Raw genomic sequence first — 14,880 nt, forward strand, 5'->3', positions numbered from 1 at the left:
GAGAAAAGGCGGTGGATCGCTCCACCGCCTTTTTTCATGCCTGAAAGATGGGGCTGACTAGTCCAGCCAACCGCTCAGATTGTCTTCGATGATCTTTCCCAGAGCTGAAATGTGCGAATCGTTGTCATTCAGGCAGGGAATGTAGGTGAAGCTTTCGCCGCCCGCCTCTTCGAAGCTTTCCTTGATCTCTTCGTTGATCTCTTCCAGCGTTTCGATGCAATCGGCGGAAAAGGCCGGCGCGATCACGGCGATATTCTTCTTACCCTGACGGGCCAGATCGGCCACGTGATCCACTGTATAGGGTTTCAACCATTCCTCGGGCCCGAACCGGGACTGGAAAGTGGACACAATCTGGTCATCAGACCAACCTAGGCGTTCTTTCAGCAGTCTGGATGTCTTGACGCACTGGCAGTGATACGGATCGCCCTGTTGCAGGTAGCGCTCGGGCATCCCGTGATAGGAACAGACAAGCGTATCCGGCTTGGCGTCCATGGCGGCATAGGCTTGCTCGACCGATTGCGCCAGCGCCTCGATATAGGCTGGTTCGTCGTAATAGGCGGGAACGGTTCGGCTGGCCGGTTGCCAGGCCTCCTCCATCAGCGCGCGAAAGAACTGATCATTGGCTGTAGCTGTCGTTGCCCCGGCATAATGCGGATAAAGCGGGAAAAACAGGATGCGATCGCAGCCCTCTGCCACCATCTGGCGTACCTTGGATTTGGTCGACGGGTTGCCATAGCGCATGCAGAAATCGACCATCACCTGATCCCCATAGCGTGCCCGCATCGCGTCTCGCAGCTTGGTGGTTTGATCCTTGGTGATCGTCATCAACGGGCTCTCGCCTTTGTCGTGGTTCCAGATCGACTTATACGCCTCGCCCGAACTGAAAGGGCGTTTGGTCAGGATGATGCCCTGCAAGATCGGCTGCCACTTCCATTTGGGGTAGTCGATTACGCGTTGATCCGACAGAAACTCGTTCAGATAGCGTCGCATTGGCCAGTAGCTATAGTCGTCCGGCGTACCCAGATTGGCGAGCAAGATACCCACGCGCCCCATTTTGACTTTGGGGTGATCGGCTGGAGCATGCGCTGGGCGGGTTGCATCGAACATTTGGGTCTTCCTGAGTTTTCGCGTTCTGGCCTGAGATAAAGGGAAAAACCCAATCGTCAATCGGGCAGTTTGCCCTCATCCGTATTCAGCGCGTCAGCAAGGCGCATTTGGGCAGATCCCGGGCGCAGCGGTTTGGGCTGGCTGTCGTCAGGTGACCAACCGGTCAGGCAAATCAATTCGAAGGTCGCAGGCAAGCGGCCTGTGGCGGTGCTGAAATGCCTGGCATAAATCTCTTGCGCACGTGTGAATACCTGCCTGCGCGTAAGTGATTTAAGCCGGTCCGCCAGCACGTTTGTTTCCCCCATCGCGCGCAGATCACGCATCAGATGGGTGAGATCGCGATACTCGGCTGTCAGAGGCACCGCGTCTGCAACAGGCAACGCTAATCCAGCCCGCTGAAGCAGTCCTCCCAGGTCTCTAAGCTCTGCCATGGGGGCGATCCGGGGGCTAAGCCCACCTGTCACTTCAATCTCGGCCTGCCCAAGTGCCGCGCGTAGTTGATGCAGGGTTTCGCCGCCCAGACACACACTCAGCAACAAGCCATCGGGGCGCAAGGCGCGGTGGCATTGGATCAGTTGCCCAACCGGATCATTGGCCCAATGCAGAGCCATCGCATGCACGACCAGATCATGCGCGCCTTGGCTCAGGGCAAGCGCGTCGTCATCCGTGACGATCTGGGCACCCGGCAATACATCCTGCCAGATATGCGCAAACGGCGTCACAATCGCAGGCGCCGTAAAGCTTCTGTTAACCATGCTCAGCCGATCCTGCACTTCGTCCGCGGCGGCGCGATGCAGGAACAGGGCACTATCCTGAACCCGTGCGCGGCGGCGCAACAGGGTTGGGCGGTCAAAAAGCGAGGGCGCATTGGACGCAGGCAGTTTCATACCCCGCAGGTATCGCATTTGGCAGCGCGTGCAAACCGCGTTGCAACTGATCTACCCGCCCAGATGCCTGAGTTGCGGCACCTTGACCGACTCGGATTTTGGACTTTGCGGAGAGTGCTGGCGCGATACACCATTTATTGGTGGGACGGTTTGCGACAGCTGCGGTGTGCCTGTTCCAGGTGAAGGTGATGGTCATCGGATCGAATGCGATGATTGCCTGAAAACACCGCGCCCCTGGCAAGATGGTCGGGCCGCCCTGATGTATGAGGGGCGGGCTAAGTCCCTTATCCTGTCGCTCAAGCACGGGGACAGGCCTGAACTCGCGCGACCCGCCGCGTGCTGGCTTGCGCAGGCCGGACGCGAACTGATCCGGCCCGGCATGCTGATCGCTCCGGTCCCGCTGCATTGGTCCCGCTTGATGAAAAGGCGCTACAACCAATCTGCGCTTCTGGCCCAGCATCTGACCGCAGAAACCGGGTCAGAGGTCTGCCCCGATCTGTTGGTGCGGCGCAAGCGCACTCCGGTGCTGGACGGCAAAACCGCTGCGCAACGGGCTGAGATTCTGGCAGATGTGATCGCTCCGCATCCCAAGCGACGGCAACGGATCTCGGGGCGCGACATCCTGCTGGTCGATGATGTGATGACATCCGGAGCGACGCTGGCGGCGTGTACGCAGGCGTGCCGCGACGCCGGGGCAAATCATATTTCCGTGTTGGTGCTGGCACGCGTTGCCAAGGATGCCTATTTCGCCCAAGATTGAGCGAAACCCGAAGGGACGGAAACATGAAACCGGTTGAAATCTATACATCGCCGCTTTGTGGCTTTTGCCATGCTGCAAAGCGTCTGCTGAAGCAAAAAGGCGTTGAATTCAATGAAATCGACGTGCTGCTGCACCCCAAGCGCAAGCCTGAGATGATCAAACGCGCGGGTGGTAAGCGCACTGTGCCCCAGATTTTCATCGGCCCTGATCACGTGGGCGGCTGCGATGACCTGTATGAGCTGGACCGCCAGGGCATGCTGGATCGTCTTTTGGCGGCCTGATGAAAACCGCTCTGCTGCAAATCACCTCATCGGACGACCCGGCCGCGAATCTGGAGATGGTTCGCACCATGATGGCCGAGGCCGCCGCTGAGGGCGCGCAGTTCATCCTGACCCCCGAGGTCACGAATTGCGTGTCCAACAGCACCACGCGGCAGCGCGAGGTGTTGCAGCATGAGGAAGACGATATCACGCTGGCCGGTCTACGGCGGCAGGCGGCCGAGTTGGGCGTTTGGCTGCTGATCGGGTCGCTTGGGATCAAGACCCACGACCCGGATGGCCGCTTTGCGAACCGCAGCTTCATGATCAACCCGCAGGGTCGGATCGTCGCGTGGTATGACAAGATCCACATGTTCGACGTGCAGGTCACCGAAACCGAGACGTTCCGCGAATCGAAAAACTACCGTCCGGGCGAACAAGCGGTGGTTGCCGAGACTGATTTCGGCAAGGTTGGCCTGACCATCTGCTACGACATTCGATTTCCCCATCTGCATGCCGCCCTTGCGCAGGCTGGAGCGCGTATCCTTACGGTTCCGGCGGCGTTTTCTCCCGTCACCGGTGCGGCTCATTGGGAATCCCTGTTGCGGGCGCGGGCGATTGAAACCGGCTGTTGGGTGCTTGCCCCGGCGCAAACGGGTGCACACCCCACCACGCGGGGAAAGACCCGTCATACCCATGGCCACAGCATGGTCGTTGCCCCGTGGGGAGAGGTCGTCATCGACGCAGGCACCAATCCGGGCATTCACTTTTTCGATTTGGATGATAGTTCTGTGACAGAGGCGCGCCAGCGTGTACCTTCGCTGACGCATCGCCGCCCTTTCGACGGACCCTGATCCAGACCGGACCATGACAGACGAGACAAATGCCCTAGCGGTCACGCTGTTCAGCGAGATCCTGACCGCCGATCAGCTATTGCGCAACCGGCTCAGCCGCGTGCTGCCCAAGGGCATGGAAATATCGCATTTTTCAGTGCTGAACCATCTGGTCTTTGTCGGGGATGAGCGTAGCCCGGCGCAGCTGGCCAATACCTTTCACGTGACCCGAGGGGCGATGACCAACACCTTAGCCAAGTTGGAATGGGCCGGATACATCCACATCCGCCCCGACTGGGACGATGCCCGCCGCAAGATGGTGGCCATCAGCCCAGCCGGCCGCCGCGCGCGCGATCAGGCGATCGCGTCGATCGCCCCGTTGATCAACCGCGTGGTCGGAGAGCTGGGGTTGGAGCGTGTCCGCAGTACGCTGCCGGTGCTACGGGATTTGCGGTTGCAGTTGGAGGGGGAATAGAGTCACCCCGCCTTCACACTCGCCGTCACATAATTCACGCTCAGGTCCCGGTCCGAGATCGACCAGCTCCACAGGATCGGGTTGAACACGAAACCCTTACGATCTACGGGTTCCAATCCGGCTTGGCGCAGCAGGTCGAACAGCTCATCCGGGGTGATGAACTTGTTCCACTCATGCGTGCCGCGGGGCAGCCAGCGCATGACGACCTCGGCCCCGAAGATGGCCATGGCGTAGGATTTCGGGTTTCGGTTGATGGTCGAGCACACCTGTAGCCCGCCGGGTTTCAGCAGTTGCTGCGTGGCGGTTAGGTAGGATTGTGGGTCGGCTACATGCTCGACCACTTCCATGTTCAGCACAACGTCGAACTGTTCGCCTGCGGCGGCCATATCCTCGGCCGTTGTGTGGCGATAGTCGATCTCCAGCCCCGACTGTTCGGCGTGGATGCGGGCGACGGGCAGGTTGCGCTCGGCAGCATCTGCGCCCACGACCGTCGCGCCAAGGCGGGCCATCGGTTCGCTAAGCAAACCTCCGCCGCAGCCGATATCCAGCAGGCGCAGGCCTTCGAACGGTTTCGCAGCCTTCAGATCACGGTCAAATTCCTCGGCGATCTGCTGTGTGATATAGTCCAGACGACAGGGGTTCAGCATATGCAATGGCTTGAATTTTCCGTTCGGATCCCACCATTCCGCTGCCATCGCCTCGAATTTTGCGATCTCGGATGGGTCAACCGTGTTCGGATGCGCTTGCATTCCTGTCTCCGTATGCTCTTTTACGTCTTGAGGACTATATAGGGCCATAATGGACAAGTACCCGGACCAAAAGCGCGCAGTGCAATATTTGTACCCGCCGATCGACCCGTTCGATCAGCGATTGGTCAGCGTGGGCGATGGGCACCAGATTTATATGGAACAATGCGGCAATCCCGACGGCCTGCCGGTGGTGGTTCTGCATGGTGGACCGGGTGGTGGCTGCAGCCCGGCGATGCGGCGCTATTTTGATCCGCGCGTGTTCCGGGTGATTCTGTTCGATCAGCGCGGATGCGGGAAGTCACGACCTCATGCCTCGGTCGAGAACAATACAACTTGGCATCTAGTCGAGGATATCGAGCGTCTGCGATCGCTTCTGGATATCGAGGAATGGACGGTGTTTGGCGGCAGCTGGGGCGCGACCTTGGCGCTGATCTATGCGCAGGCCCATCCGGATCGAGTGAGCCGCCTGGTGCTGCGTGGGGTGTTTCTGGCGACCCAATCCGAGTTGGACTGGTTCTATGGCGGCGGTGCAGGTAAGTTCTGGCCCGAACCTTGGGCCAAGTTTAACTCTCTGCTGGCCGAAGATGAGCTGTCGGATACGATCAAAGCCTATAACAAACGCCTGTTCTCGGGCGATCGGGCAACCGAAATCCTGTATGCCAAGGCATGGTCGGCCTGGGAAAATGCCTTGGCCTCGATCCATTCCAACGGTGTGGTAGGCGAAAGCCCCGGCGAATACGCACGGGCCTTTGCGCGTCTCGAAAATCACTATTTCACCAACAACGCTTTTTTGGAAAAGGACGGGCAGATTCTGGATCAGATGGACCGGATCGCGCATATCCCCGGCCATATCGTTCAAGGCCGGTATGATATGATCTGCCCGCCACAAGCGGCGTGGAACCTGTCGGAACGCTGGCCCAATGCTGAGCTGAAGATGGTACGACAGGCCGGACATGCCTTGTCCGAGCCCGGTATCAGCGCCGAGCTTGTGCGCATCATGGACCGTGTGGCGGAGGGCTGGGCATGACCCGGATGGACCGCCGTGCTTTGTTCGCTTCGGGTGCTGCGGCTGCATTGCTCGCGGCAACGGGTGCGTCTTTGGCGGATACACCCAAGGCTGGTGGGACTTTGCGTTTGGCCGTACCACGCGATGACAGCCTGGAACAGGTCGCCCGTGGTGCGGTGTTCGATACCCTGACCGAGATCGCGCCCGACGGGACGCTACGGCCCGAACTGGCAAACACTTGGCAGACCGATGCGGATGCCCGCGCCTGGACGTTCAATCTGCGCGAAGGGGTGCAGTTCCACAACGGCTCAGATTTGACTGTGGCCGATATCCTGCCGGTACTGGCCGAGTTTGGGCGGGCAGAGGCCCTCTCTGCGTCTGAAATACGCGTTGAACTTGCCGCACCCAACACGAGTCTTCCGTTCCAGTTGGCAGACACAAGGTTTGTGATCGCGCGGAACGGTTCGGGTGTAACGCCCTTGAAACTGGCCAATGGCACTGGCTGCTACCGCGTTGAAAGGGCCGAGGATGATCGGAACTTCCTGGGGCGGAAAGTGGCCGATCACTATAAGGGCAATACCGCCGGGTGGGCCGATAAGATCGAGGTCATTGTGATCCCTGACGCACAGGTCCGGGCCGAAGCGTTGCGCGACGGCTATGTTGATATCGCAGCTCTGCCTGCGGGTGATCTGTTGCGCGACAAACGCGGCCTGAGATTCTTCCCGAATGACAAGGATTTGTCGTTAGCTGTTGCGTCGCATGTCGGGATGCCCAGACAGATCGGCAAAGCTGCGCTGGATGACGGGCGTATCGCCGAACGGTGGTGGCTGGTGTAAATTCGATCACGATTTGCGCCGGGGGTTGCAGACTCGGAAACTCCTGCGTATATGCAGTTGCAACAGCGGCGCGTTGGACTTCTGGTCCAAGGCTCCACCGGAAAATTCGACGGGCCGCGCGCCCGTTTTTTTGTGCCCGACGACAGGGTAGAGACCTGAATGACAAACGACCTGATAGCCAAAGCAGCCATCGACAGGCGACTGGCCGAGATCATCACCCCGGTGATCGAGGATCTGGGGTATGAGCTTGTCCGTATTCGCCTGATGAGCGGCAAAACCACGACGATGCAGATCATGGCCGACAAGCCCGATGGCGGTATCGAGGTAGATGATTGCGCCGAGATTTCCAACGCGGTTAGCGCCACACTGGATGTCGAGGACCCGATTTTGGACGCCTATACGCTGGAAGTCTCCAGCCCAGGCATCGACCGGCCACTGACCCGCCTCAAGGATTTTGAGACGTTTGAGGGATACGAGGCCAAGATCGAGACCACCGAACTGATTGACGGTCGCCGCCGGTTCAAGGGCGAACTGGCCGGGATCGAAGGGGATGAGGTTCTGATCAACATCCCCGAAGGGTCTGAGACCATCACCATCGGTCTGCAATTCGACTGGCTGAGCGATGCCAAGCTGGTCCTGACTGATGACCTGATTAAGGAAATGCTGCGCCAGCGCAAAGACGCCGGTGCCCTGAACGAAAACGCTTTCGACGAGATTGAGACCGAAGGGTCCGAAGAGGAGACGAACTGATGGCAATCACCTCAGCCAACCAGCTGGAGCTGCTGCAGACCGCCGAGGCCGTGGCCCGCGAAAAGATGATCGACCCCGGTCTGGTTGTCGAAGCGATGGAAGAATCGCTCGCCCGCGCTGCCAAGAGCCGCTACGGCGCTGAGATGGACATTCGCGTGTCGATTGACCGCAAGACAGGTAAGGCGACCTTTACCCGCGTGCGCACCGTGGTCGAGGATGAAGAGCTTGAGAATTATCAGGCCGAGTTCACCGTCGAGCAGGCCAAGCAATACATGGAAAACCCTGAGGTCGGTGATGTCTTCGTTGAAGAGGTTCCGCCGGTTGAAATGGGCCGTATCGCCGCTCAATCCGCCAAGCAGGTGATCCTGCAGAAGGTCCGCGAAGCCGAGCGGGATCGTCAGTACGAAGAATTCAAGGATCGTGCAGGCACCATTATCAACGGTGCGGTCAAGCGTGAAGAATTTGGCAACGTCATCGTCGATCTGGGCGGCGCCGAGGCGGTTTTGCGTCGCAACGACAAGATCGGCCGCGAAAGCTATCGCCCGAATGACCGCGTGCGTGCTTACATCAAAGAGGTCCGCCGCGAGGTTCGTGGCCACCAGATCTTCCTGTCGCGCACCGCGCCGGAATTCATGGCCGAGCTGTTCAAGATGGAAGTGCCGGAAATCTATGATGGCATCATCGAGGTCAAGGCCGTGGCCCGCGACCCAGGCTCGCGCGCCAAGATTGCCGTGATCTCCTATGATGGCTCGATTGACCCTGTGGGCGCCTGCGTTGGTATGCGCGGCAGCCGCGTGCAGGCCGTTGTGAACGAGCTGCAGGGCGAAAAGATCGACATTATCCCGTGGAACGAAGATCAGCCGACTTTCCTGGTGAACGCTCTGCAGCCTGCCGAGGTCTCCAAGGTGGTTCTGGACGAAGAAGCCGGCAAGATCGAAGTGGTAGTCCCCGAGGAACAACTGTCCCTCGCTATCGGTCGCCGTGGTCAGAACGTACGTCTGGCCAGCCAGCTGACCAATCTGGACATCGACATCATGACTGAAGCCGAAGAATCGGCCCGTCGTCAGAAGGAATTCGAAGCCCGCACCCAGCTGTTCATGGAAACACTGGATCTGGACGAGTTCTTCGCACAGCTGCTGGTGTCGGAAGGGTTTACCAACCTTGAAGAGGTTGCCTATGTCGAGATCGAAGAATTGCTGGTCATCGACGGTGTGGACGAAGGCACCGCGCAGGAATTGCAGACCCGTGCACGCGAATTCCTAGAGGCTCAGGCCAAGGCGGCGCTGGATGCGGCTCGCGCGCTGGGCGTCGAGGACAGCCTTATTGAATTCGAAGGCCTGACTCCCCAGATGGTAGAGGCGCTGGCCAAGGATGATGTGAAGACGCTGGAAGACTTCGCAACCTGCGCTGACTGGGAACTGGCCGGTGGCTGGACTACGGTCGATGGCGAACGCATCAAGGATGACGGTGTTCTGGAGCCCTTCGGCGTCACGCTGGAAGAGGCGCAGGATCTGGTGATGACGGCGCGCATTATGCTGGGCTGGGTTGACCCGGCTGAGCTGGAGCAAGCCGAAGAAGACGGCGACGTTGTAGAAGAGGAGGCCGAGGCCTGATCTCAGGGCCTCGGGTGGCTGACATGGGTCGCGGTGGCGTCCATAAGGATCGGTCCGATGGGCCAGAGCGGAAGTGCATCGCCACGGGCGAGGTACAGCCCAAATACGGGCTGATCCGCTTTGTCACCGGCCCGGATGGACAGGTCTATCCGGATGTCGCGGCAAAATTGCCGGGGCGCGGGGTCTATGTCGCGGCGGATCGTGCGGCTTTGGATAAGGCCGTTGGAAAGAAACTGTTCTCGCGCGGGTTCAAGACGCAGGTAACTGCGCCCAAAGACCTGATCGACGAAGTGGAGAAGCAGGTCGCTCGTCGGGTGATCGAGCTGTTGAGCCTGGCGCGCAAGTCTGGTGATGCGGTTGCGGGCTACGAAAAGGTCAAGACGTGGCTGGACCGGGAAGAGGCCCAGGTGCTGATTCAGGCCGCAGACGGATCGGGGCGCGGCAAGTCGAAACTCAGCACGCCGCACTTTGGAAAATACATCGGTTGGCTGACCGCGGACGAGTTAGGACAGGCATTTGGGCGCCAAACCGTGATTCATGCGGCCTTGGCCTCTGGCGGTCTTGCCAAACGTGTTGTAGAGGAAGCGCAGCGCCTGCGTGGCTTGCGCGAAACGGATGACGGCGGCAGGGGCCGCGCGGAAGGGTAAGAAGCTTTATGAGCGATAATGACGGCAAAAAGACATTGGGCCTTCGTGGCGGGGCGCGCCCCGGAAATGTGAAACAGAGTTTCAGCCACGGACGCACCAAGAATGTCGTGGTGGAAACCAAACGCAAACGCGTGGTGGTCCCCAAGCCGGGTGCCAGCAAGCCGAGCGGTGGAGCAACGCCCTCGGGTGATCCGTCGCGTCGTCCTGCTGGAATTTCCGATGCGGAAATGGCGCGCCGTATGAAGGCATTGCAGGCTGCCAAGGCCCGTGAAACCGAAGAAGCGGCACAGCGCGAAGCGCAGGAAAAAGCACGTGAAGAAGAACGTGCCCGTCGCCGTGCCGAGCAAGAGGCCAAGGAACGCGAGCAGCGCGAGGCTGAAGAACGCGCTCGCGCCAAGGCCGAAGAAGAAGATCGCAAGCGCAAAGAAGCCGAAGAGGCTGCCCAACGGGCCGCCGCTGAAGCTGCTGCTGCAAAAGAGGCGCCTAAATCCAAGGCACCTGCTGCTGGCAAACCTGCCCCCGCCGAAGCGCCGCGTAAAACCGACCGCGATCGTGAACAGCGCAACACGCGGGGCAAGGGTCGCGATGATGGCCGCCGCTCGGGCAAGCTGACACTGAATCAGGCCCTGTCGGGTGGTGACGGAGGCCGTCAGCGCTCGATGGCGTCGATGAAGCGCAAGCAGGAGCGTGCACGCCAGAAAGCCATGGGTGGCTCGGTCGAGCGCGAAAAGGTAATCCGCGAAGTTCAGCTGCCCGAGGCGATCGTTGTCTCGGAACTGGCGAACCGTATGGCCGAACGTGTGGCTGATGTGGTCAAGTCGCTGATGCAGATGGGTATGATGGTCACGCAGAACCAGACCATCGACGCCGATACAGCCGAACTGATCATCGAAGAGTTTGGCCACAAGGTTGTGCGCGTCTCGGATGCGGACGTGGAAGATGTGATTGCCGATATCGAGGACAAGGAAGAAGATCTTCAGCAGCGTCCGCCGGTCATCACCATCATGGGCCACGTCGACCATGGTAAAACCTCGCTGCTGGATGCGATCCGCGATGCGAAGGTTGTTGCCGGTGAGGCGGGTGGCATCACCCAGCATATCGGTGCCTATCAGGTCAAAACCGCTGGCGGCACCACGCTGAGCTTCCTGGATACTCCGGGCCACGCGGCCTTTACCTCGATGCGTTCGCGCGGGGCTCAGGTCACGGATATCGTTGTTCTGGTTGTTGCCGCCGATGACGCGGTGATGCCGCAGACCATCGAGGCGATCAACCACGCCAAGGCCGCCGAAGTGCCGATGATCGTGGCGATCAACAAGATCGACAAGCCCGAGGCCAATCCGGATAAAGTGCGTACAGACCTGCTGCAGCACGAAGTCATCGTCGAGAAGATGTCGGGTGAAGTTCAGGACGTCGAAGTGTCGGCCATCACCGGCCAGGGTTTGGATGAACTGCTGGAAGCCATCGCGCTGCAGGCCGAAATTCTGGAACTGAAAGCTAACCCTGATCGCGCCGCCCAGGGTGCCGTGATCGAGGCGCAGCTGGATGTGGGCCGCGGCCCTGTCGCTACCGTTCTGGTTCAGAACGGCACGCTGCGTCAGGGCGATATCTTCGTCGTGGGTGAGCAATATGGTAAGGTCCGTGCGCTGATCAACGACAAGGGTGAGCGCGTCAAAGAAGCAGGTCCCTCGGTTCCGGTCGAGGTTCTGGGCCTGAACGGCACGCCCGAAGCGGGTGACGTTCTGAACGTGACCGAGACCGAAGCACAAGCGCGCGAGATCGCTGAATATCGCGAGCAAGCCGCCAAGGACAAACGCGCTGCCGCCGGTGCCGCAACGACCCTTGAGCAGTTGATGCAGAAGGCCAAAGACGATGAGAACGTGGCCGAGCTGCCCATCCTCGTCAAAGCCGACGTGCAAGGGTCTGCCGAAGCCATCGTTCAGGCGATGGAAAAAATCGGTAACGACGAGGTGCGCGTGCGCGTTCTGCATTCAGGCGTCGGTGCGATCACCGAAACGGATATCGGCCTGGCCGAAGCTTCGGGCGCGCCGGTTATGGGCTTCAACGTCCGTGCCAATGCGTCCGCTCGGAACACCGCGAACCAGAAGGGTGTCGAAATCCGCTATTACTCGGTGATCTATGACCTCGTGGATGACGTCAAAGCCGCCGCATCCGGCCTGCTGAGCGCTGAGATCCGCGAAAAATTCATTGGGTATGCCGAGATCCGCGAAGTCTTCAAGGTTACCGGCGTTGGCAAGGTTGCTGGCTGTCTGGTCACCGAAGGCGTGGCGCGCCGGTCCGCAGGCGTCCGCCTCCTGCGCGACAACGTGGTGATTCACGAAGGCACGCTGAAGACACTGAAACGCTTCAAGGACGAAGTGGCCGAGGTTCAGTCGGGTCAGGAATGCGGTATGGCGTTCGAAAACTACGACGACATCCGCGCAGGCGACGTGATCGAAATTTTCGAGCGCGAAGAGGTTACGCGGACGCTGGACTGATCTGGTCCTGCACTAAAACAAAAAAGGCGGCTCTTTTGGGCCGTTTTTTTTGGAACGCTGAGAACCTTTAATGTTGATCGTGCGTTAGGTTTTTAGTCATCGAGACGGTGTTTGTACTTCGAGACACCTCAACCCACCCCAGATGCTCATACAGTCGAATGTTTTCGGGCATATCAACATGGGTGTTCAAACGCATCTCATCAAATCCCTGCCGTTTGGCTTCGACTTCCGCAAGTTTGATCAGTTTCCGTCCCAACCCTTGACCGCCATGGTCGGGATGGACCGCAAGATTTGCCAGCTTTATGAAGCCGTCATCGGCAATAAGAACGAGACCAGCGATGACCTCATCGCTTTGCACTGCGACCCAGACCTGGTTGTTGGCAATGTCCTCCGCGCATCCCTCTGAAACCTCGGGTAAATCGGAGATCCTCTCGGCGTATTTGGCATATGCCGCGTCAATGCAGGCTGCTAGTCCAACGGCATCCGTCATTTGTGCAGGCCGTATGGTGGGGTTTTGAGGTTTCACCTAAATGCACCGGATGGTTTCAGATGCCAGAGCCATAGCGCGAAATCCCGGGACTTTAAAGCTGCCGAAAAGGGCTCTCTGTAGACGATCAATATAGGTCTCGAAGAACCCGTCATAACAAGATCCGTGAGAAAGCGGGGTTCAAAGTGGTTGCTTTGGTCTATGACACAAAGGTCAGCTATGCCAGACGTTCAACACCTATGACTACCGAGACACGGGTAGGAACGTCCCCGAATGCATGATGATGTCGAAATGCTGCATCCCCTTTTTCAGGTCGAAACTGACGGCATGCCCGGCTTTGCGTAGCAGTTCTGCGTAGTCCCGGCTTTGGCGGACGAACTCGGGCGTGTCCCTTTCGGCCACGATCACGTGGTAGCGCGGGCCGGGGCGGGGGAGGTGGCGGATGGGCGACAAGTCGTTCACCTCGACCGGGGTTAGTTGCAGCGGGTCGTTCACCGGGGTCAGGCTGATCGGTTCCAGATCATAAACCCCGCTGATCAGGATCACATCACGCACCCGTAACCCGGCGCGGGCCAGATCGTTGGCTGAACGTGCCATGACCATACTGGCCAGATGCGCGCCTGCGCTGTGCCCCGATAAGGTGATCCGCGTGGGATCAAACCCAAGCGTTTCGGCCTGCGAGGCCAGCCATAACAGCGCGTTGCTGCATTCTTCGACCATATCCCCGATCCGGGCGTCGGGAGCGAGCGTGTAGTTCAGCGTTGCAAAAGACTGTTCCGCCTCGATCAAGGCCGGGGCCATCATTGCCGACTCGCGTTGGCTGAGTGCCTGCCAGTATCCGCCATGAATGAACACATGCAGCGGCGCGCCTGCGCCTTTCGCCGGAAAGAAATCCAGAACCTGCGTCGCGCTTTCGCCATAGGCGAGGTTCTCTTGCACCGTCATTTGGGCACGGTGTTGTGCACTCAGGGCGGCATAGCTGTTCAGATAGGGCGTGAGGTCGCCTCCGACCATGGAGCTGGGGGAATATTCCTGCTCCAGCTCGGACTGTGAAAACCCGCGATACAGCATCACCTACTCCTGATCTGTGTACATCAACTCGGTGCGTACATCGTAGAGATCATGGAAGAACCTCAAATCCAAGGCCTTGCGCAAGAAAGAGACGCCGCTGGATCCGCCTGTGCCGGGTTGATTGCCGATCACGCGCTCGACTGCTGTGACATGATCGAAGCGCCAGCGCTGGAAGAGGGATTCCACATCCATCAGCTTTTCTGCCAGCGCATACAGCTGCCAATACCGATCGGTATCGCTGTACACTTGCGCCCAGATTTTCACCACGCGAGGGTCCCCTGAATAGGATTGTGCATAATCGCGGTCCAACAGGTCTTGCGGTACATCGAAGCCCTGGCGCGTAAGCATATGCAACACCTCATCGTACAGCGAAGGTTTCGTCAGCGCCGCGTTCAACTGCTCCATGACCTCGGGATCATGTTCATGAACCTTCAGGGTCGAAGCATCCTTGTTACCCAGAATGAATTCGATCTGGCGATACCCGTAGCTTTGAAAGCCGGACGAACTGCCAAGGGCCTGACGGAATGTCATGTAATCGGCAGGTGTCATGGTCAGCAGGGTTTCCCATGCTGTGATCAACTGCCGTTGAATGGCTTTGATCCGGTCGATGTTCTTCATCGCCGGGCCGAACTCATCCTGCTGCAAGAAGCGTCGTACTTCGACCAGTTGGTGGTGCATCAGCTTTAGCCACAACTCGCTGACCTGATGGATTATGATGAACAGCATTTCATCGGGCTGAGCCGGGTCCTGAAACGTACGTTGAAGGTTCAGCAGGGTCTTGAGCTGCAGAAAGTCGCCATAGCTTTTGCGGTGGGTTTCGGCGAAATCGGTGACCAGAGAGTCTTCAATCCCGCGCTCAAGATACCGGTCTTCATTGGCTTTGTCGCTCATGCTGCCTACCCACCTG

At 59.1% G+C, this 14,880-nt stretch carries 16 protein-coding genes; 10 read left to right on the top strand and 6 right to left on the bottom strand.

Translation table 11 applies throughout. The features are described 5' to 3' along the window. Positions 1 to 57 precede the first annotated feature (57 nt). Both hemH and ACR0EL_RS14270 read right to left on the bottom strand, forming a co-directional pair. Complete coding sequence (gene hemH / locus ACR0EL_RS14265; RefSeq protein WP_480500590.1) at positions 58 to 1,107, bottom strand: ferrochelatase; 1,050 nt, start codon at positions 1,105 to 1,107, stop codon at positions 58 to 60. Positions 1,108 to 1,163: 56 nt separating this feature from the next. After that, the gene (locus tag ACR0EL_RS14270) at positions 1,164 to 1,994 is read right to left on the bottom strand and encodes a class I SAM-dependent methyltransferase (protein ID WP_480500591.1); all 831 of its coding nucleotides are present in this window, start codon (positions 1,992 to 1,994) and stop codon (positions 1,164 to 1,166) included. Here ACR0EL_RS14270 and ACR0EL_RS14275 point away from each other — a divergent pair. Genes ACR0EL_RS14275 through ACR0EL_RS14290 form a run of 4 tightly spaced genes read left to right on the top strand, consistent with a single transcriptional unit; the run spans position 1,975 to position 4,319 of the window. Beyond that, positions 1,975 to 2,754 carry a double zinc ribbon domain-containing protein gene (locus ACR0EL_RS14275; RefSeq protein WP_480500592.1) on the top strand — a complete coding sequence of 260 codons (780 nt, stop codon included), beginning with the start codon at positions 1,975 to 1,977 and terminating at the stop codon, positions 2,752 to 2,754. The genes ACR0EL_RS14270 and ACR0EL_RS14275 overlap by 20 nt on opposite strands. A gap of 23 nt (positions 2,755 to 2,777) precedes the next feature. Then, positions 2,778 to 3,035: a glutaredoxin 3 gene (grxC, locus tag ACR0EL_RS14280; protein WP_480500593.1), complete on the top strand. Its 258-nt coding sequence runs from the start codon at positions 2,778 to 2,780 to the stop codon at positions 3,033 to 3,035. Then, complete coding sequence (locus ACR0EL_RS14285; protein ID WP_480500594.1) at positions 3,035 to 3,865, top strand: carbon-nitrogen hydrolase family protein; 831 nt, start codon at positions 3,035 to 3,037, stop codon at positions 3,863 to 3,865. The genes grxC and ACR0EL_RS14285 overlap by 1 nt, the downstream gene beginning before the upstream one ends. 13 nt (positions 3,866 to 3,878) lie before the next feature. Beyond that, complete coding sequence (locus ACR0EL_RS14290; RefSeq protein WP_170537132.1) at positions 3,879 to 4,319, top strand: MarR family winged helix-turn-helix transcriptional regulator; 441 nt, start codon at positions 3,879 to 3,881, stop codon at positions 4,317 to 4,319. Between the two features lie 2 nt (positions 4,320 to 4,321). On the opposite strand, the gene ubiG is transcribed toward ACR0EL_RS14290, so the two are convergent. Then, complete coding sequence (gene ubiG, locus ACR0EL_RS14295) at positions 4,322 to 5,068, bottom strand: bifunctional 2-polyprenyl-6-hydroxyphenol methylase/3-demethylubiquinol 3-O-methyltransferase UbiG (protein WP_480500596.1); 747 nt, start codon at positions 5,066 to 5,068, stop codon at positions 4,322 to 4,324. A 49-nt stretch (positions 5,069 to 5,117) separates the two neighbouring features. Between ubiG and pip the strand changes: the two genes are divergently transcribed. The 6 genes from pip to infB all read left to right on the top strand — a co-directional run bounded on the left by pip (position 5,118) and on the right by infB (position 12,415). Then, the gene (gene pip / locus ACR0EL_RS14300; RefSeq protein WP_480500597.1) at positions 5,118 to 6,095 is read left to right on the top strand and encodes a prolyl aminopeptidase; all 978 of its coding nucleotides are present in this window, start codon (positions 5,118 to 5,120) and stop codon (positions 6,093 to 6,095) included. Then, complete coding sequence (locus tag ACR0EL_RS14305) at positions 6,092 to 6,910, top strand: ABC transporter substrate-binding protein (RefSeq protein WP_480500599.1); 819 nt, start codon at positions 6,092 to 6,094, stop codon at positions 6,908 to 6,910. Before pip ends, ACR0EL_RS14305 begins: the two co-directional genes overlap by 4 nt. A 159-nt stretch (positions 6,911 to 7,069) precedes the next feature. Continuing rightward, complete coding sequence (rimP, locus tag ACR0EL_RS14310; RefSeq protein WP_480500600.1) at positions 7,070 to 7,660, top strand: ribosome maturation factor RimP; 591 nt, start codon at positions 7,070 to 7,072, stop codon at positions 7,658 to 7,660. Then, entirely contained in the window at positions 7,660 to 9,273 is a 1,614-nt protein-coding gene (nusA, locus tag ACR0EL_RS14315; protein WP_170537121.1) for a transcription termination factor NusA, read from the top strand. Before rimP ends, nusA begins: the two co-directional genes overlap by 1 nt. Positions 9,274 to 9,296: 23 nt before the next feature. Next, positions 9,297 to 9,920, top strand: coding sequence for an RNA-binding protein (locus tag ACR0EL_RS14320; RefSeq protein WP_353012591.1), 624 nt, complete (start codon positions 9,297 to 9,299; stop codon positions 9,918 to 9,920). An 8-nt stretch (positions 9,921 to 9,928) separates the two neighbouring features. Further along, positions 9,929 to 12,415, top strand: coding sequence for a translation initiation factor IF-2 (gene infB / locus ACR0EL_RS14325; RefSeq protein ID WP_480500602.1), 2,487 nt, complete (start codon positions 9,929 to 9,931; stop codon positions 12,413 to 12,415). A 67-nt stretch (positions 12,416 to 12,482) separates the two neighbouring features. Here the strand turns inward: infB and ACR0EL_RS14330 are convergent, their stop codons facing one another. The 3 genes from ACR0EL_RS14330 to ACR0EL_RS14340 form a co-directional block, all read right to left on the bottom strand. Then, positions 12,483 to 12,941: a GNAT family N-acetyltransferase gene (locus ACR0EL_RS14330; protein WP_480500603.1), complete on the bottom strand. Its 459-nt coding sequence runs from the start codon at positions 12,939 to 12,941 to the stop codon at positions 12,483 to 12,485. 204 nt (positions 12,942 to 13,145) lie between these two features. Further along, the gene (locus ACR0EL_RS14335) at positions 13,146 to 13,973 is read right to left on the bottom strand and encodes an alpha/beta hydrolase (RefSeq protein ID WP_480500604.1); all 828 of its coding nucleotides are present in this window, start codon (positions 13,971 to 13,973) and stop codon (positions 13,146 to 13,148) included. Between the two features lie 3 nt (positions 13,974 to 13,976). Continuing rightward, positions 13,977 to 14,864: a tryptophan 2,3-dioxygenase gene (locus ACR0EL_RS14340; protein ID WP_480500605.1), complete on the bottom strand. Its 888-nt coding sequence runs from the start codon at positions 14,862 to 14,864 to the stop codon at positions 13,977 to 13,979. Positions 14,865 to 14,880 lie beyond the last annotated feature (16 nt).

Source organism: Ruegeria sp. AH12 (assembly GCF_056541465.1).